This is a genomic window from Micromonospora sp. WMMD714, assembly GCF_029581315.1.
Classification (GTDB): Bacteria; Actinomycetota; Actinomycetes; order Mycobacteriales; family Micromonosporaceae; genus Micromonospora; species Micromonospora rifamycinica.
The window spans coordinates 1,241,123-1,258,408 of sequence record NZ_CP120744.1; the positions used below are offsets into that span (position 1 = coordinate 1,241,123).

General features: G+C 72.9%; 16 protein-coding genes. 10 read left to right on the forward strand and 6 right to left on the reverse strand.

Features of this window, described 5'->3' with window-relative positions; all coding sequences use genetic code 11:
• Positions 1-521: 521 nt before the first annotated feature.
• Entirely contained in the window at positions 522-776 is a 255-nt protein-coding gene (locus O7625_RS05605) for a hypothetical protein (protein ID WP_282344811.1), read from the reverse strand.
• Positions 777-1,115: 339 nt separating this feature from the next.
• On the opposite strand from O7625_RS05605, the gene trpS reads away from it, so the two are divergent.
• Complete coding sequence (gene trpS, locus O7625_RS05610) at positions 1,116-2,174, forward strand: tryptophan--tRNA ligase (protein WP_282344812.1); 1,059 nt, start codon at positions 1,116-1,118, stop codon at positions 2,172-2,174.
• Positions 2,175-2,366: 192 nt separating this feature from the next.
• Here the strand turns inward: trpS and O7625_RS05615 are convergent, their stop codons facing one another.
• The 3 genes from O7625_RS05615 to O7625_RS05625 are packed head-to-tail and all read right to left on the reverse strand — an operon-like array spanning position 2,367 to position 4,292.
• Complete coding sequence (locus O7625_RS05615; protein ID WP_282344813.1) at positions 2,367-2,954, reverse strand: SRPBCC family protein; 588 nt, start codon at positions 2,952-2,954, stop codon at positions 2,367-2,369.
• The gene (locus tag O7625_RS05620; RefSeq protein ID WP_282344814.1) at positions 2,951-3,313 is read right to left on the reverse strand and encodes a metalloregulator ArsR/SmtB family transcription factor; all 363 of its coding nucleotides are present in this window, start codon (positions 3,311-3,313) and stop codon (positions 2,951-2,953) included. The genes O7625_RS05615 and O7625_RS05620 overlap by 4 nt, the downstream gene beginning before the upstream one ends.
• 49 nt (positions 3,314-3,362) lie before the next feature.
• On the reverse strand, positions 3,363-4,292 hold the full coding sequence (locus O7625_RS05625; protein ID WP_282344816.1) for an SDR family NAD(P)-dependent oxidoreductase: 930 nt from the start codon (positions 4,290-4,292) through the stop codon (positions 3,363-3,365).
• Between the two features lie 111 nt (positions 4,293-4,403).
• Between O7625_RS05625 and O7625_RS05630 the strand changes: the two genes are divergently transcribed.
• Positions 4,404-4,997 carry a TetR/AcrR family transcriptional regulator gene (locus O7625_RS05630; protein WP_282344819.1) on the forward strand — a complete coding sequence of 198 codons (594 nt, stop codon included), beginning with the start codon at positions 4,404-4,406 and terminating at the stop codon, positions 4,995-4,997.
• On the opposite strand, the gene O7625_RS05635 is transcribed toward O7625_RS05630, so the two are convergent.
• Positions 4,994-6,829, reverse strand: a complete 1,836-nt coding sequence (locus tag O7625_RS05635) for a sigma-70 family RNA polymerase sigma factor (protein WP_282344821.1) — start codon at positions 6,827-6,829, stop codon at positions 4,994-4,996. The two genes, O7625_RS05630 and O7625_RS05635, sit on opposite strands and share 4 nt — an antisense overlap.
• 129 nt (positions 6,830-6,958) lie before the next feature.
• Between O7625_RS05635 and O7625_RS05640 the strand changes: the two genes are divergently transcribed.
• The 4 genes from O7625_RS05640 (at position 6,959) to O7625_RS05655 (ending at position 12,022) form a co-directional block, all read left to right on the forward strand.
• Positions 6,959-9,478, forward strand: coding sequence for a S8/S53 family peptidase (locus O7625_RS05640; protein ID WP_282344823.1), 2,520 nt, complete (start codon positions 6,959-6,961; stop codon positions 9,476-9,478).
• Between the two features lie 74 nt (positions 9,479-9,552).
• Entirely contained in the window at positions 9,553-10,413 is an 861-nt protein-coding gene (locus O7625_RS05645) for a hypothetical protein (RefSeq protein WP_282344825.1), read from the forward strand.
• A gap of 164 nt (positions 10,414-10,577) precedes the next feature.
• A complete protein-coding gene (locus O7625_RS05650; protein WP_282344826.1) occupies positions 10,578-11,801 on the forward strand; it encodes a cytochrome P450 in 1,224 nt (407 codons plus the stop codon).
• Positions 11,798-12,022, forward strand: a complete 225-nt coding sequence (locus O7625_RS05655) for a ferredoxin (protein ID WP_282344828.1) — start codon at positions 11,798-11,800, stop codon at positions 12,020-12,022. The genes O7625_RS05650 and O7625_RS05655 overlap by 4 nt, the downstream gene beginning before the upstream one ends.
• Positions 12,023-12,202: 180 nt before the next feature.
• Here O7625_RS05655 and O7625_RS05660 read toward each other — a convergent pair whose 3' ends face one another.
• Positions 12,203-12,910 (reverse strand): TetR/AcrR family transcriptional regulator C-terminal domain-containing protein, encoded by a 708-nt coding sequence (locus tag O7625_RS05660; RefSeq protein ID WP_282344829.1) that lies wholly within the window; start codon positions 12,908-12,910, stop codon positions 12,203-12,205.
• 115 nt (positions 12,911-13,025) lie between these two features.
• Here O7625_RS05660 and O7625_RS05665 point away from each other — a divergent pair, with 115 nt between their 5' ends.
• From O7625_RS05665 to O7625_RS05680, 4 genes are all read left to right on the forward strand, one after another.
• On the forward strand, positions 13,026-14,006 hold the full coding sequence (locus O7625_RS05665) for an NAD(P)-dependent alcohol dehydrogenase (RefSeq protein WP_282344831.1): 981 nt from the start codon (positions 13,026-13,028) through the stop codon (positions 14,004-14,006).
• A gap of 273 nt (positions 14,007-14,279) precedes the next feature.
• Entirely contained in the window at positions 14,280-15,674 is a 1,395-nt protein-coding gene (locus O7625_RS05670; RefSeq protein ID WP_282344833.1) for a carbohydrate-binding domain-containing protein, read from the forward strand.
• Positions 15,675-15,816: 142 nt separating this feature from the next.
• Complete coding sequence (locus O7625_RS05675; RefSeq protein WP_282344835.1) at positions 15,817-16,410, forward strand: DUF4956 domain-containing protein; 594 nt, start codon at positions 15,817-15,819, stop codon at positions 16,408-16,410.
• Complete coding sequence (locus O7625_RS05680) at positions 16,407-17,237, forward strand: polyphosphate polymerase domain-containing protein (protein ID WP_282344838.1); 831 nt, start codon at positions 16,407-16,409, stop codon at positions 17,235-17,237. The genes O7625_RS05675 and O7625_RS05680 overlap by 4 nt, the downstream gene beginning before the upstream one ends.
• Positions 17,238-17,286: the final 49 nt, after the last annotated feature.

Here is a 17,286-nt window from a genome sequence, read left to right on the forward strand (position 1 = left end):
TCATTGGCACTGGCTTATCAAGCACCCTGTTGAGTTCTCAAAGAACAACCACACACCACCCGAAACCCCGCAACCGCAGAGCCCCGACCTGAGGTATCTCATCCACCGCGCCTCACGCTCCCGCGCTTGGCACTTTTACTACGTTACCTCACCGTCTTCCCCGTGTCAACCGGTGTGTCCCGGTGTGTCACGCTTCGCACGGCTTGCTCCGATGAGCGCACGCAGCAACCTACACCGCGCTTGATCATCGGATTTGGCAGAACCGGCCGCTGCGGTCTCCCGCACGCTCGCCCGGTGCCCTGCCGGTCGACAACACTACCCGGTCGGTTTCGCTCGGCCAAATCCGCCCTACGGCGTCCCGACCAGCCCCGCCCGCTCCCGTATCGCTCGTACATCGTGCCCCGAGCGATCCGGTGCCAAACCTCGGAACCTGACCTTCAGGACTTTCGTCCTGTTTGCCCCGTTCCGCGCTGGCAGAGAGAAAGTTACGCGGTTTCGGGTTTGATCGTCAAATCGCCAGCTCAGCGCGGTTTGGCTTGTCGACCGGCCCGCCATCCCCGGGCTCCGAGCGCCCCGACGACGGTGCCGATCGCCAGCGAGGCGGCGATCAACAGGGCGTGGATCCAGAGGAATCCGGTGGGTGCTCCCGCACCGACCGTGCCACCGGCCCAGGAGCGCGGGTCGTTCCAGATGGCGAGCCCGAACCTGGGCCAGATGACCCAGCTCCACACCCCTACGCCGACCAGGAACAGCGACCAACCACGCGACAGGACCATGGTCGACGAGTATCCCCGCGCCCGCTCTCCTGCGGTGCGACCCCACGAAAACGGCCGCCGCCGTCTACCGTGGAACCATGACCCGACCGGTTCCCCCCGTGCCGGAGGCCGCGACCGGCCTCCCGGGTGGCCCGTCGGTGCCCGGTCCACTCCGGCGCGGCTTCGGCCGGGAACGGACCCTCGACCTCCTTCGTGCCGGCGGGCTGCGGTTCCGTGCCGGCGGGCGATGGCGGCTCGCGTCCTGACGAGCTGACCCTCCCGACCTCGTGGCCGTACGGCCCGGGTCGGTCGCGCACCCGCGCGCCCCGCACGTTCCTCCGGCAGAAGAGGCGTATCACCATGTCCGTTCCCCGCATGCTCACCGGCGACCGCCCCACCGGGCGACTGCACCTGGGCCACTACGTCGGCAGCATCGCCAACCGGGTGGCGCTGCACCACCGGCACGAGAGCTACTTCATCATCGCCGACCTGCACATGTTGACCACCCGCAACAGCCGGGACGACATCGCCGCGGTGTCCGGCAACGCCCGGCAGATGGTCACCGACATCCTCGCCTGCGGCGTCGACCCCGGGCGGGCGACGTTCTACCTCCAGTCGGCCATTCCCGAGGTCGGCGACCTCAACACGCTGTTGCAGAACCTGGTCACCGTGCCCCGGCTGGAACGGGTGCCGTCGGTACGCGAGATGGCCCGGGACGCCGGACGCGACGAGATCCCGTACGGTCTCCTCGGCTACCCCGTACTCCAGGCCGCCGACATCCTGTGTGTGCGGGCGCACGTGGTACCGGTCGGCAAGGACAACGCCGCACACGTCGAGGTGACCCGGGAGATCGCCCGACGGTTCAACCACCTCTACGGGGAGGTCTTCCCGGTACCTGAGCTGATCATGTCGGAGACGCCGACCCTGGTCGGCACCGACGGCCAGGCGAAGATGAGCAAGTCCCGGGGCAACGCCATCGCGCTCTCCGACGACGCGGCCACGGTCCGCCGCAAGGTCATGGGGATGTACACGGACCCGAACCGGGTCCGGGCCGACGTGCCGGGGACGGTGGAGGGGAACCCGGTGTTCGCGTACCACGCGGTGTTCAATCCGGACCGCGCGCAGGTCGCGGAGTTCGCGGCCCGGTACCGGGCCGGACGGATCGGCGACGTCGAGGTCAAGGAGGCCCTGGCCGTCGCGCTGAACCGGTTCCTCGACCCGATCCGGGAGCGCCGCGCCCGGATCGAGGCGCAACCCGGGCTCGTCGACCAGGTGATCGTCGAGGGCACCGAGCGAACCCGGGAACGGGTTCGGGCCACCCTGGTCGAGGTCCGCCGGGCCATGGGCCTGACCGCCGCCTACCAGCAGGTCCGGCGGCGGGCCGAGCGGGCACGTCGGGCCGCGGCCGGATCGGCCTGAGCCGGCGTGCCGGGCCGGTCGGCGCTCGCGGGGTACCGCCGCCGACCGGCCCGGTGCGCGGCCGCACCTCACCAGCGTGGCCGCCGGGGCTCGACTGCGGGCGCACCTCACCAGCGCGACCCACGGGGCCGTTCGGGCGCGGGCGCACCTCCCCCGCCTGACCCGCCGGGCGGCTCCGGGGTGGGCGGGCCGTCAGGTGGTCGGGGTACGGAGCTGCTCGAAGTACGGCTTCATCGCCGGGTAGTAGTCACCGAAGTCGACCCCCGGGGCCGAGCCTTCAGCTCCCGGGACAGAGCCGGCAGCACCCGGGGTCGAGCCGGCAGCGCCCGGGGCGGAGCCGGTGACCGCCGGGGCGTCGGGACCGGCGGCCACCAGCAGGTCGAGGTAGTACTCCCAGCCGGGGCCGATCTCGCCGACGTGCTCCTCGCTGTCGAGGTGGTGGGTGAACCGCAGCTCGGTGGTGCCGCCCGTCTCGGTCAGCAGCAGCTCGATCCGCCAGCCGCCCGACTCGTCGGCCGCCGAGACGGACAGGTGCCGGGGCGCATCGCACGCCTCGATCCGCAGCTCCGTCCAGGGGGTGCCGTCCTCGAAGGCCATCTGCAACCGGATCGTCTGGCCGGGGGCGGCGTCCCCCTCCCACCGCCCGAACCAGCGGGCGGTGCGGTCGGGTTCGGTGACGCTGCGCCAGACGTCCTCGATCGGGGCGCGGAAGGTGCGGACCAGCACGAGGTCGGTGCCGGTGAGGGTGCGGAACAACTGCCCGGTGGGCGTGCCGGTCATGCGGTCTCTCCTACTGCTCGGGGTGCGGCGTCGCGGGTGCGCCGCTCGCGGCGGGTGCGGTGGACCTCCGTCTCCAGCGCGTCGAGGCGCTGTGCCCAACCGTGCGGACGACGCAACCGGGTGAGCCAGTCGACCAGCTCGGTGAGCCGGTCGGTGTCGAGCCGGTAGCGCCGCTGCCGGCCCACCAGCTCGCTGTGGACCAGGCCGCTGTCCCGGAGCACCCGCAGGTGCCGGCTGACGGCCGGTCTGCTGACCGGGAACCGGTCGGCGATCTCCCCGGCCGGCAGGTCACCGTCGCGCAGCAGCTCAAGGATGCTGCGGCGAATCGGATCGGCGATCGCCGCCGCCACGTCGTCCACGGGAAAAGCGTAACCCATCGGTTACGGGTCTGCCGCAGCGGCCGGTGGGTCAGCGCTGCGGGGCCGGCAGCGGGCGTACCCCGGTGATGCCTTCGGAGCGGGTCCAGAGGTCGGCCGCGAGGCGGCGGTCGGTGGCGACGCCACGCAGCGGCGCGAAAGTGGGCTCCGCGCGGCGGAACAGCCGGCCGGGGCCGATGTGCCGGCCGGTGGGCGCGGTCGGCACGGTGGCCGCGAAGAGCATGGGCGCGGCGGCCTCGTCGAGGGGACGGCGCAGCGGCCCCAGGACGACGGTCTCGACCCGACGGGCGAGGGACGGCAGGTCCCGGGAGAGGTCGGTCCTGGCCATCCCGGGGTGGGTGAGCAGGCTGCGCACCGGCGAGCCGGCGGCCCGCAACCGCCGGTCGAGTTCCAGCCCGAAGAGCACGTTGGCCAGCTTCGAGGTGGCGTACGCCCCGCTTGCGGAGTAGCGGCGCTCGGCGGCCAGATCGGTCAGGTCGAGCCGACCGAACGGGTAGAGACCCGAGGAGACGGTGACCACGACCGGCGTCCGGCCGGCGGTCAACACGGGCAGCAGCCGCCCGGTCAGGGCGAAGTGGCCGAGGTGGTTGGTGGCGAGTTGACTCTCCACCCCCTGCGGGCTCAACCGTCGGGGGACGGTACCGATGCCGGCGTTGTTGACCAGCGCGTCCACCACGTCGACCTCGCGCCCCAGGTCCTCGGTGAACGCGTGGACCGAGTCCAGGTCGAGCAGGTCCAGCCGACGCACGATCAACTCGGCCCGGGGGTGCTCGCGCAGGATCCCGGCCCGGACCCGGGCGCCCTTGGCGGTGTCCCGGACGGCCATCACCACCCGGCCGTGGCGGGCGGCCAGGTGGCGGGTGATCGCCACGCCGAGACCGCTGCTGGCGCCGGTGACGACGAACGTCCGGCCGGACTGGTCGGTGAGATCGGCGACGGTCCAACCGGGTGCGCTGTCCATGGGGTGCCCTTCCGACCGAGGGATGAAATGGATTACCTATCCGATTGAACTCGGAGATAAACGGATTGTCAATCCGATCGGATGGATCATCCGCTGGGTTAGGCTGGCCCGGTGACGACGACACTGCGCGCGGACGCCGCCCGCAACCGGCAACGGGTGCTCGCCACCGCCCGTGCCGCGGTGGCGGAAGGCGACCTGTCGTTGCAGCTCAACGAGATCGCCCGGCGGGCCGGGGTCGGCGTCGGCACGGTCTACCGGCACTTCCCGACCCGACGGGCGCTGCTGGAGGCGCTCGCCGCCGACGCCTTCGCCACGCTGCTCGACCAGGCGCGGGCGGCGACCCACGAGGACGATCCGTGGGACGGCGTGGAGCTGCTGCTACGGGCCTTCCTGCGCGGCCAACTCGACGATCCGGCCCTCGCCGAGGTGCTCGCGACCCCGGCGGAACAGGACGCCACCACACCGACCACCGCCGGCCGCGCGGAGTTGGGCGCGCTGGCCGCGACCGTGCTGGAGCAGGCGACCCGGGCCGGTCGACTGCGCCCCGGCCTCACGCTGGACGACCTGCAACACCTGGTCTGCGGCACCGCGTTCGCCGCCCGGATCGCCGGCACACCCCGGCACCGCGACGAGCTGTACCTGACCGTGCTGCTCGCCGGGATCCGCGCACCAGACCCCGCCGAGGGGGCACGGCTGGCCGACTAGCCGGGCCGGACGCACGGGTCGGTGGTCGTGGTCGACGGGCTGTCCGCCGTACGGCCGTCGGTGCCGGTCACCCGCACCGACCAGGTCACCGCCGAGGCACCGAGCCCACCCACCGTCAGCTGGGCGGACGCCCCGTCCACGGTCATCGCCCGGCTCGCCGCCCGGCCACCCGCAGGTGTCCAGCGCATCCGTGCCGTCCCGAGCGTGGCACTGCCGGTGGCCCGGACGACCAGGCTCCAGGTATCCGCGCCGCACCGCACGTGCGCCTTAGCCGTCACGGTGAAGGGCACGGCCAGCGGCAACGCGGCCGGTGGGTGCGGCGCGGCCGGCGATCCGGTCGGGGCGGGGACCGGCGGCGCACCCGCGGGCGGCACGGCGGTGGTCGGCGGCCCGGATCCGGTCGGTGGCGGGACCGCCGTGGCCGGCGCACCGGCGCCGGCCGGACCCGACGGCGACGCGCTCCGCTGCGGGGCAGCCCCGCCCGTCGGAGCGGTCGGCGACGACGCGCCACCGGACAGCTCGCCGGAGGTCACCGCCGCCTGCTCGGCGGTCGGCCCGCCGGTCGACAACGCCCAGGTACCGGCCCCGAGGAGCAGTAACAACAGCAGCACCAGCAGACCGGCGAGTCGCCGCCGGTCGCGCCGACGGGCCGACGGGCCGGCGGTGGCCGCGACCGGCCGCCCCGGGCCGTTAGCGGTGCCCGCAGCCGCCGTGTCACCAGGGGTCACCGCCGCCACGGACGCGGCGACCGGCACCGCGTGGACGACCCGCCCGCCAGCGGCGGCCTGCGGGGCATCCCGCGCGACGACGGAGTCGGCCGGCGGCGCAGCGGTTTCGGACGACGGCGGCGTCTCGGCCCGGCCGTCGGACGCCCCGACCGGACCGGCCGGGTCGGGGATCTCACCCGGGCCGGCGGCATCGGCCGAACCGCCCGCGTCGGCCGTACCCGCGTCGGTGGAGCCCCCGGCGGCCGGGTCGGGGCCGGCGGCAGAGTCGTCGCCGGCCGAGCCGGTGCCGGCGGCAGGGTCGGGGCCGGCGGCCTGGCCGATGGCGGGGTCCGCGTCGGCGAGTCGCGGCCAGACCGCGTCGGCGACCACCAGAAAACCCGGGGCCGTGTACGCGGTCAGCAGCGCCGCCGGATTGCACTGCTCGCGCCGGAGCAGCCCGCACCGGGCGCAGTCGTCGATGTGCCGGGCGACCCGCTTGCGCAGAGTCGGGGTGAGCCGGCCCTGCCAGTCGTCGAGCAGGTCGGCCAGGGCCGGACAGTCCCGCGCCCCGCCCCGGGCCACGAGCAGCGCGCCCAGTGCCCGTTCGAGCTGGGACCGGGCCCGGGACAGCCGGGCGTGGGCATGGTTGGCCGGCACCCCGAGCGCCGCGCCGATGTCGGCGGAGGACAGGTCGTGACGGATCGCCAGGTGCACCACCTCACGGTCACCGGGATTGAGCGCGGCGACCGCCAGGTGCACCAGGTCGCGTACCTGGTCGGCGTTGACGGCGGCGGCCGGATCGGCGGTGTCGGCGACCGGCTCGGCCACCTCCGTCAGCGGTTCGGAGCGGGACCGCTCCCGCAGCTGCCGCAGGCACTCGGTCCGCACGATCGCGTACAGCCAGGACCGCAGCCGGTCCGGATCGCGCAGTTGGTCGATCCGCTGGCTGGCGAGGAGGAACGCGTCGTGGACGGCGTCCGCGGCGGCCTCCGGCTCGCGCAGCAGCACCCGGGCGTACGTGTAGAGCCGGTCGGCGTACCGCCGGTAGATGCCCTCCAGGCCGACCCGGTCGCCGCGTCGCAGCGCCTCGACGAGCGCCCGGTCGTCCAGCGTCGTCACGTCCATCCGTGCCCCCACCGCTCGTCCACCGCTCCAGTAGAGCGAAGAAAAAATTTCCCGGGAACTTTCTGTTGGCATACCGACCCGTCGCTGCTCCCACCGGTGTCATCACACCGCCGACCCCGGGAGAGCCCCATGACCACGACACGTTCCGCAACCCATCGACCGGTCACCGGCAGACACCGGTACCTCGCCACCGTAGTGGTGGCGACACTCGCCGCCGGACTCGTCGCCACCACCTCGGTGGACGCCGCCGCCGCGACCGTCCCCGGTGGCCCGACCGGGGTGCCCGGCGCCACCGCCACCGAGCCGCTGTCCTTCCAGGTCGACCCGGGGCTGTCCGCGCCCCGGTTGTCGCTCGACCCGGTCGGCCGGGTCGGCACCGACCGGGAGACCGGTGTGGTGGCCGGGCCGGACGGGAAGCCCGCCGGCCTGGTGCTCGACGAGGTCATGGTGCGGGTCGCCGACCAGGCCGAACTGGACGCCTTCCTGGCCCGTTGGGGTGGTCAGGTGCTCGACTCGTTCGCGCCGGACGAGCAGGGACAGGACCACCTCGTCCGGGTGGACGCCAACCGGGCCGACCCGGCGGGGCTGGTCGCCGACCTGCTCGCCGCCGAGCCGCGCCAGTCCGGCGGGTACCGGGTCGGCGACGAGCGGGCGCTGCGGCTGCTCGCGCTGGCCGCCGCCGAGTGGCGGACGGGCACCGAACTGGTCCTCGACTGGCTGGTGGAGCCGTCCGGCATCGCCGACGGCCAGGTGTTCGAGGCCCCGGACATCGGCAAGAACGTCTTCGACTGGACGTTCATGCGGGCCGGTGGCGCGATGGACATCGGGGTCGCCCCGGCCTGGCAGCTGCTGGAGAGCAAGGGCCGGCTGACCAAGCAGGTGAAGTACCTGGTGCAGGACGGCGGGTTCCAGTTCAACTCGGACTTCCCGAGCAAGGTCTCGCTGCACAAGGTGGAGTGGGGCGAGACCAACACCAACGACTGCACCGGCGGCACGCCCTGCCCGTGGCACGCCTCCAGCGTGGTCCTCGCCGGGATGGGCCGGGTCGACAACGACTACGGCACCGCCGGTCCGGCCGGGCCGGTGGTCCAGGAACTGGTCGCCGTCCGCAACGGCATCGACTACTGGACGGTCCTGCGCCGGCTGGAGAAGGCCGCCGAGTCGACCCACCCGGACGTGGTCAACCTCAGCTTCACCCGGGACGTGAACCTCGGCGTCAGCCACGCCCGCACCTGGACCGACCGGCGGATGAAGCACGTCCGGGACACCGGGGCGCTGATCGTCGCCGCCGCCGGCAACAACGGCACGAACGTCGACGGCGACACCCTCTGGGTGCCCTGCGAGAGCACCCACGTCATGTGCGTGGGCGGGATGAACACGAACGCGACGGTGGCCGGCGGGTCGAACTGGGGCACCAAGGACCTCACCACGTCGGTGGAGATCTACGGTCCGATGTGTGTGGCGGGCCTGACCGACCCGGGCACGCCGGCGGTCAACACCACGAAGACCACCTGCGGCACCAGTGTCGCCTCGCCGTTCGTGGGCGGGGTCGCCGCCCTGGTGATGGCGGCCGACCCGACACTCACCTCCGAGCAGGTCCGCACCATCCTCAACGACACCGCCCACGTCGGCGGACTCGGCGACAAGGTGACCGGCAGCCAGCGCCGGGTCGACGCGCTGGCCGCCGTGGCCGAGGCGCTGGGGGTGACCGTCGGCAAGCCCGCGGTGACCATCAGCACCCCGAAGACGAAGCAGAAGTTCGCGGTGAACCAGTCGGTGGACCTGTGGGGCACCGCCACCGACTTCCTCGGCAAGGAGATCCCGCTCACCTGGACCAGCAGCCTCGACGGTGAGCTGGCCACCGGGTCGCAGACCTTCGTGCCGTCGCTGTCGGCCGGCAGCCACGTCATCACCGCCAGCGCCACCGACAGCCTGGGGCGTACCGGCTCGGCGTCGGTGACCGTCACGGTGGTGGACAGCCCGACGACGGTGGGGATCATCTCGCCGCCGGCCGGGCTGACCCTCCCGGCGGGGCAGTCGGTCGGACTGCTCGGCACCTCGAACGATCCGGACATCTTCGGGCAGCTCCCCGACGCGAAGGTGTCCTGGACGGTGCGGCGCGGCAACACGGTGGTCCTGGAGAAGACCGGCCACCAGGCCCTGCTGCCGGCGAACGCGGTCACGCCGGGGGCGTACACCGTGACGTTCGCGGCGGGTGGGGCGAGCGTGCAGCGCGCGTTCTCGGTCACCTCGGCGCCGGCCGGGCAGTCCGGGCCGGTCGCCACGATCACCCTGCCGGCGGCGGCCCTGGAGCTGACCACTATCGAGGCCGGGCCGAAGTCGGTCGCGTTCGTCGGGACCGGGTTCGACGCCGAGGACGGCGTGGTCGCCGGGAACCGGTTCCGGTGGACGGCGTACGGCGACGGCGGCGTCAAGCAGGTGCTGTGCCAGGGCAGCGCGGTGCCCACCGGCGAGCCGGTCGACGACAAGGTCACGCCGAAGAACTGCGCGTCCTTCACGGCGGCGCTGCCCCAGCTCACCAGCGGGACCGACACCAGCACCTGGTCGGTGTGGCTGGAGGTCTTCGACGCGTCGGGGCTGGTCGGCACGGACTCCGTGCCGGTCCGGATCCGGCGGGTCACCCCCTGACGGCCGGTTTCCCCATCCGAACGAGGCCCGGGGCCGACCGGTCCCGGGACCGTACGACACGAGGAGAGAACATCATGCGTGGACAAGAGTGGAAGCGACGGACGGCCACCCTGGGCGGTGCGCTGCTGAGCGCGGTCGTGCTCGGTCAGGTCGCACTCAGCGGACCGGTGGCGGCGGTGCCCGGCCTGCTGTTCCGCACGACGGTCGGGCCGAGCAACAGCATCGCCAAGTCGCAGAACGCGGTGTGCCCGACCGGCACCACGGTCATCGGCGGCGGCGGGGCGGTCACCGGGTCGGGTCTCGGCCAGGTGGGCATGGACATCGTGCAGCCGCTGGCCAACGCCGACCTCTACTCGGTGACCGGTCGCGAGGACCCGAACGGGGTCGCCGGGAACTGGGCGCTCACCGCCAGCGCGATCTGCGCCCCGGCGCCCTCGGGCCTGGAGGTGGTCACCGGGCACTCGGCGGTCAACTCGGTCAACCCGAAGTTCCTGGAGCTGTTCTGCCCGGTGGGCAAGCGGGCGATCGGCGGCGGTGGCGCGGCCGTCGGCTCGGGAGCGAGTGACGTGCTGCTGGAGGATCTGCGGATCAACCAGAGCAGCGTGACGGTGGCGGGGGTCGAGGCCGGCAACGCCTTCGCGGGCAACTGGTCGGTGGACGCCTCGGTGATCTGCGTCGACCCGCTCCCCGGTGAGCAGCGGGTGACCGTGGACAGCGCCGACAACTCGACGACCAGCCGTACGGTCGCCGCGACCTGCCCGGCCGGCAAGTTCCTGCACGGTGTCGGCGGCGAGATCGTCGGCGGTGAGGGACAGGTGCGGCTGACCGAGATGCGGCCCACCTCGTCGACCACGGCGACCGTCCGCGCGACGGAGGACGAGAACGGTTTCAGCGGCAACTGGAAGGTGCGCGCGTACGCCGTCTGTGCGAACTGAGCGGCCGGTGAGTCGACGGCCACCCCGCCGGCCCCGCGGTCCCGCGCCGATTCGTCGGTGCGGGACCGCGGGGCCGGCGGCGCTCCGGGGTTGTGTCCACCCCCACCCGTCGGTAACGTAATGCATCGATACAACTACTCATGGTCATGGCAGGAGATGTCCACATGACACGGACCATGGAGACCGAACTCCCCCACTGGCCGCCGGTCAACGCCGCCCGCAGCCCGTTCACCCCGCTCGACGACGCCGAGCGGCAGCGGTACGTCGGCCCGGTGACCCGGGTGCTGCTGCCCACCGGGGCGGCCGCCTGGCTGGTCAGCCGGCACGCCGACGTCCGCCAACTGCTCCGGCATCCGGCGTTCAGCTCCGACTTCCAGCGTCCCGGCTTTCCCCTGCTCCGTCCGCTGCCCTCCGACGCGGACAGGGATCTGCGGGGCACGTTCATCCAGATGGACGGGGAGGCCCACCTGCGACTGCGGCGGATGCTGACCGCCGAGTTCATGATCAAGAATGTCCGCCGGATCGAGCCACTGATCCACCGGACCGTCGACGAGGCCCTGGCCGACCTGGCCGCCGCCGGCTCCCCGGCCGACCTGGTGTCGACGTTCGCCCTGCCCCTGCCGTCCAAGGTGATCTGCCACCTGCTCGGCGTCCCCTACGCCGATCACGACTTCTTCCAGTCCCGCAGTCGCCTCCTGCTCGACCGCAGGCTGCCGGCCGACGAGGTCCAGCACGCCGCGCAGGAGCTGCGGGGCTACCTCCGGGCGCTGGTCGACCGCAAACGGGCCCGTCCCGAGGAGGCGGACGACCTGCTCAGCCGGCTGGTCCGGGAACGGGTCGAGCCGGGCGAGCTGGGCGTCGACGAGCTGGTCGGGATGGCGCTGCTGCTGCTCGTCGCCGGCCACGAGACCACCGCCAACATGATCGGCCTGAGCGTCCTGCTGCTGACCCGCCACCCCGGGCAGTACGCGCTCCTGCGGGACCGGCCCGAGCTCGCCGCCGGAATGGTCGACGAGCTGCTGCGCTACCTGAGCATCGTCCGGACCGGGCTGCTCCGGGTGGCCACCGAGGACGTCGAGATCGGCGGCCGGCGGATCCGGGCCGGCGAGGGCGCCGTCGTCCTGCTCTCGCTGGCCAACCGGGACGCCGGGGTCTTCGACGATCCCGACGGGTTCGACCCCTACCGGCAGGCGCACCAGCACCTGGCCTTCGGGTTCGGGATGCACCAGTGCATCGGGCAGCCCCTCGCCCGCGCCGAGCTGAGGATCGCGCTGGTGGAGCTGGCCCGCCGCTTCCCCGACCTGCGGGTGACGGCGGCCCCACAGGAGCTGGCCGTCCGCGACAATTCCATCGTCTTCGGCCTGGACGCACTGCCGGTGGCCTGGTGACGCCCCGGCCGACGAAGGGGGCGACGACGGTGGCGGTCAGCGTCGACCGGGGCCGCTGCTGCGGGTCGGGCAACTGCGTCCTCGCCGCGCCGGAGGTCTTCGACCAGGACGACACCGACGGGCTGGTGCTGCTGCGCGATCCCGCACCACGGGCGGCGCTGCGGGACCGCCTCCAGCGGGCGGCCGACCTCTGCCCGGCCGACGCGATCCGGCTCGACTGAGGCGGGCCACACCGGCACGCCCGCCCGACGGACCGCCGAGGCACCCGCCCGACGCACCGCCGACACGCCGACCCGACGCACCATCGGCCTGCCCGCCCGACGCTCAACCGGCACGCCAGCCCGGCGCGCCGTCGACGGCCTCAACCCGGGCACGCGGAGTCCGGCAGTGGCGGGGGTGGTTCAGCGGGCCGACGTCCACCCCTGCCGGCGTAACCGCTCGATGCCGTCCAGCAGCAGGTCGAGCGCGAACTCGAACTCGAACTGGTCGTCGCAGCCCGACCCCACGACGGAGGCGTCCTCGTGGGCGGCCGCGCGGGCGATCTCCGCGACGTGCGGGAACCGGGCGGCGACCTCCGGCGGCATCGGCGCCGGGGGTTCCGGATCGGTCGGACCGGACCGACCGGCCCGGCGGGAGGTGTCGAACAGCTCCTGACTGAAGCCCAGGATCCGGCTGCCCAGCGCGTGCATGACGTGGTGGGTGAGATCGACGGAGAGCCCGCCGGCCCGCAGCGCCCCGATCATCGAGTCGAGGTAGCCGAGGACGGCGGGCGTCGCCATGTTCCGCGACTCGATCGCCAGCGGCGCCCAGGGGTGCCGGCGCAGCACCCGCCGCGCCGAGAGGATGCGGCGGCGGACGGCGTGCTGCCAGTCGGGCTCCGGCAGCAGCGGATCGATCTCCCCGACGATGACGTCGATCATGCCGTCGAGCAGTTCGTCCTTGTTGGCCACGTGCTTGTAGAGGGCCATCGGCACGACGCCCAGCTCCTGTGCGAGGTTGCGCATGCTGAGCGAGGCGATTCCGGCGTCGTCGGCCAGCGCGACGGCGGCCCGCAACACCCGGTCCCTGCTCAGCGGCGTCCGGCGCAGCGTCCCAGCCTGCTCGGCCATCTCTCTTTCCCGTCCTCGGTCGGTGGGGAAACCCTATCCGCATTGACAGGTGTACGGCGTACACCTACCGTATTGGACAGCGAAGTGTACGCCGTACACCGACCAAGGGGAGACGATGAGAGCGATCGTGCAGGATCGATACGGGCCGCCGGAGACGCTGACCCTCGCCGAGGTCGACGTGCCGGTTCCCCGCGCCGGCGAGGTGCTCGTCCGGGTCGAGGCGGCGTCGGTCAACGCGTACGACTGGCACGTGATGCGCGGCGACCCGCGGATGGCGCGGTTGGCACTGGGCGTGTCGCGGCCACGGGCGCGGATCCGGGGCCGGGACTTCGCCGGCCGGGTCGAGGCCGTCGGCGCCGACGTGCGGGGAATCCGTCCGGGCGACGCGGTCTTCGGCGACCTCGGGGACGCCGACGGGGCGTTCGCCGAGTACGTCTGCGCGCCGGCCACCCGGGTCGCGCCGAGGCCGGCGAACCTGACCGCACAGCAGGCCGCCGCCCTGCCGCTGGCCGGCAGCACCGCCCTGGTGGGGCTCTGCGACGCCGGCCGGGTCGGCCCCGGGCACCGGGTCCTCGTCAACGGCGCGGCCGGGGGTGTCGGCACGCTGGCCGTCCAGCTCGCCAGGGCGCTCGGCGCGACCGTGACCGGGGTGTGCAGCACCCGCAACGTCGAGCTGGTCCGCTCGCTCGGCGCCGACCACGTCGTCGACTACACCCGGGCGGACTTCACCCGCGGCCCCCGCCACGACGTCGTGTTCGACCTGGTCGGCAACCGTTCCCTGACCGCGCTCCGCCGGGCGCTGACCCCCACCGGGACGCTGGTGCTCTCCGGCGGTGGCGGGTACCACGGCGGAAGTCTCCTCGGACCGGTCCGGCTCCTCCTGCGGGGGCGGCTGCTGGCGCCCTTCGTCCGGCACCGCATCCTCGCCCCCACCGCGGCCCCCGACCGGGCACAGCTCGACACGCTGCGCGCCCACGCCGAGGCCGGCCGCGTCACCCCGATCGTCGACCGGACCTATCCGCTGCACGAGGCGGCCCGGGCCATCGCCCACGTCGAGGGCGGACACGCCCGCGCGAAGGTGGTCGTCATCATCTGACCCACCGACGGTCCGGCGGACCCGCCAGCCATTCGACAGCCCTCGGTGGGAAGTCTCCCAATATCAACTGTCAATGAGCTGTCAATAGCGGAAGCGCTTCGATTTCGCGCTCCAGCACTGTTGACGAAAGGCGACTCTCATTTAACATCGTCAATGCAAGGTCTCGTTCATCCGCCGTTCACCTCGTCGACGGCCGGCCTTCGAGGCACCCGCACCGCACCCGGGCTCCGTGCACCCCACCCGCCCGCACCGAGGAACAGGAGCAGGACCGCCATGAAAGCCACCGCACGCCGTACCGCCGTCCTGGCCGGGCTCACCGCCACCCTGCTGACCGGCCCGCTCGCGGTCGCCGCCGTCGCCGCCGCGCCGACCGCCACGATCACCCTCAACGGCACCGGAGCGAGCGTCTCCGGCAGCAACGTCACCGTCGCCGGCAGCGCCGTCACCATCACCGCCCCCGGTTCGTACGAGATCAGGGGCACGCTGAACAACGGCTACGTCAGGGTGGACAGCGCCGCCGCCGGCACCGTGGAACTCATCCTCGCCGGCACCTCGATCACCAACTCGACCTCGTCGCCGCTCTACGTCACCGACGCCGACGCGGTCACCGTGACGCTCGCCGCCGGGACCAGCAACACCCTCACCGACGCGGCGACCTACACCAACGCCGGCGAGCCGGACTCCGCGCTGTTCAGCGCCGCCGACCTGACCATCGCCGGCACCGGGGCGTTGACCGTACGCGCCAACCACGCCGACGGCATCGTCAGCAAGGACGACCTGGTCATCCAGTCCGGCACCATCACCGTCACCGCGGTGGACGACGCGATCCGGGGCAAGGACTCGCTCACCGTCAACGGCGGCACGATCAACGTGACCTCCTCCGGCGGCGACGGGCTCAAGTCCAACGAGACCGAGGCCGGCAAGGGCGTGCTCACCATCACCAACGGCACGATCACGGCCTCGGTCGCCGACGACGCCGTCAAGGGCGAGAACGTACTGAACATCTCCGGCGGCACCATCAACGTCACCCGGTCGTACGAGGCGCTGGAGGGGCTCCGGACCACCATCAGCGGCGGCAACATCACCGTCGTGGCCAGCGACGACGCGGTCAACGCCGCCGAGGAGGGGCTCGGCCACATGGAGCCCTCCGCGATCGCGTTCATCAAGGTCACCGGCGGCACGGTCGTGGCCACCGGCGGCACCGACGGCTTCGACTCCAACGGGTCGCTCACCTTCGCCGGGGGCACCGTGGTGGCCCGCGGCTCCAGCACCCGGGGTGGCGGCGAGGGCGCGATCGACGCCGACGGCCCGATCGCCTTCACCGGTGGCACGGTGGTGGGCGCCGCGCTGACCTCGCTGGCCGTCTTCCAGGCGGTGCCGAACAACGGCCAGGGCTGGGTCGCCCCCCGGTTCAACGCCAACCTGGCCGCCAACACCACCGTGCACGTCGTCTCCGGCAGCACGGTGCTGGCCTCGTACCGCACCTCGGCCACCGTCCGGGAGGTCGTCTTCTCGTCGAACCGGATCGTCAACGGCCAGCGGTACGACATCTACACCGGCGGCAGCGTGAGCGGCACCAACGTGGGTGGTCTCTACTCCGGCGGCAGCATCACCGGCGCCACCCGGGTGCTGACCGGCGTCACCGCCGGCCGGTACGGGCGGTTCTGAGCCTCCGGTGCCGCCGGTCGGGGCCACCGCGGCCCCCACCGGCGGCACCGGACCCGTGCACGCACCATCGTCGACCCGAGGCCCGTCCGTCGAACGCCGTATGGCGGGAGAGCCGGCGGAGGGCCACCCGAAGGAGCAGATAATGACGCGCTTGGTACTGGCCGGAATGGACCTGGTCGCCGTGGTCCTGCTCGTCTTCGCGCTGTACTTTCCGCGCCACCGGCGGCGGGACCTCGTGGTGGCCTACCTCGGCGTCAACGTCGGCGTCTTCGCCGTGGCCAGTTCGCTCAGCAGCAGCACCGTCGGCGCCGGCCTCGGGCTGGGTCTCTTCGGCGTACTGTCGATCATCCGGCTCCGCTCCACCGAGCTCGACCAGCACGAGGTGGCGTACTACTTCTCCGCCCTCGCGCTGGGCATCCTCGGTCCGCTCTCCGGCACCTCGGTCTGGATGGTCGGCGCGCTGACGGCGCTGATCCTCGCCGTGATGTTCGTCGGGGACCATCCCCGGCTGCTGCGCCGGTACCGCCGGCACGTCATCGTGCTGGACAGCGCGGTCACCGACTCGGTCGCCCTGACCGCCCATCTGGAGCAGTTGCTCGGTGCGCGGGTGCACAACGTCAACGTCGAGCGGGTCGACCTGGTCAACGACACGACGGTGGTGGACGTCCGCTACTCACGGCCGAGGGTCACCGCCACCGGCGGGCGACGCCCGGCCGACACGGGTTCCGCCCGATGACCCCTCCCGGTACGACGCTGGCCCACCTGACGCCGATCGGCCTCGCGGAGCTGACCGAGCGCGCCGGCCTGCAGACCCGGTTCGACCGCAAGTACCTGCTCCCACTCGCCGAGGTGCCGTACCTGATCGCCGGGCTCGGCCGGGGCGACCAGGTGCTGGAGATCGACGGTCGACGGACCTTCCGCTACGAGTCGATCTACTTCGACACCGCCGACCTGGTCAGCTTCCGGCTCACCGCCCGACGGCGGCGACGCCGATTCAAGATCAGGACTCGGACGTACCTCGACTCCGGCCTCTGCTGGCTGGAGGTCAAGACGGAGGGCACCCGCGGCGGCACCGTCAAGGAGCGGCTGCCCTACCGTCCCGACGACAGCGGCACCCTCACCCCCGGGCGGTCGTTCGTCGACGGCGTGCTCGCGCCCCTGCGCACCGGCCCCGAGCTGGCGTTCGCGCCCACCCTCACCACCCGCTACCTGCGCAGCACGCTCTACCTGCCGGCGACCGGGAGCCGGGCGACCATCGACGTCGCGCTGCACTGGGAGGACCCTGGCGGTCGCCGACTGGAACTGCCCCAACTGGCCATCGTCGAGACGAAGACGGGCTCCACCGCCTCGCACGTCGACCGGATGCTCTGGCGTCGGGGTCACCGCCCGGTGGCGATCTCGAAGTACGCGACCGGGCTGGCCGCCCTCGACCCGGAGCTGCCCGCCGCACGCTGGCGACGCATCCTGCGGCGTCACTTCGGGCACGACGGTCCCGCGGGCACGACGCCGGCCAGCCCGACGCCTGCGGCTACCCGCCCGACGCCGGGGAGGCCGTCCACCTGACCTGCGCCAGGTGGACGGCCTCCCGTCGGTGGTCGACCGGCGGCCTGCG

Coding starts and splice junctions, on each gene's coding strand:
- O7625_RS05675 (WP_282344835.1), top strand. CDS start 15,817: ATGACGCGCTTGGTACTGGCCGGAATGGACCTGGTCGCCGTGGTCCTG.
- O7625_RS05660 (WP_282344829.1), bottom strand. CDS start 12,910: ATGGCCGAGCAGGCTGGGACGCTGCGCCGGACGCCGCTGAGCAGGGAC.
- O7625_RS05680 (WP_282344838.1), top strand. CDS start 16,407: ATGACCCCTCCCGGTACGACGCTGGCCCACCTGACGCCGATCGGCCTC.
- trpS (WP_282344812.1), top strand. CDS start 1,116: ATGTCCGTTCCCCGCATGCTCACCGGCGACCGCCCCACCGGGCGACTG.
- O7625_RS05605 (WP_282344811.1), bottom strand. CDS start 776: ATGGTCCTGTCGCGTGGTTGGTCGCTGTTCCTGGTCGGCGTAGGGGTG.
- O7625_RS05625 (WP_282344816.1), bottom strand. CDS start 4,292: ATGGACAGCGCACCCGGTTGGACCGTCGCCGATCTCACCGACCAGTCC.
- O7625_RS05670 (WP_282344833.1), top strand. CDS start 14,280: ATGAAAGCCACCGCACGCCGTACCGCCGTCCTGGCCGGGCTCACCGCC.
- O7625_RS05635 (WP_282344821.1), bottom strand. CDS start 6,829: ATGGACGTGACGACGCTGGACGACCGGGCGCTCGTCGAGGCGCTGCGA.
- O7625_RS05665 (WP_282344831.1), top strand. CDS start 13,026: ATGAGAGCGATCGTGCAGGATCGATACGGGCCGCCGGAGACGCTGACC.
- O7625_RS05650 (WP_282344826.1), top strand. CDS start 10,578: ATGACACGGACCATGGAGACCGAACTCCCCCACTGGCCGCCGGTCAAC.
- O7625_RS05615 (WP_282344813.1), bottom strand. CDS start 2,954: ATGACCGGCACGCCCACCGGGCAGTTGTTCCGCACCCTCACCGGCACC.
- O7625_RS05645 (WP_282344825.1), top strand. CDS start 9,553: ATGCGTGGACAAGAGTGGAAGCGACGGACGGCCACCCTGGGCGGTGCG.
- O7625_RS05640 (WP_282344823.1), top strand. CDS start 6,959: ATGACCACGACACGTTCCGCAACCCATCGACCGGTCACCGGCAGACAC.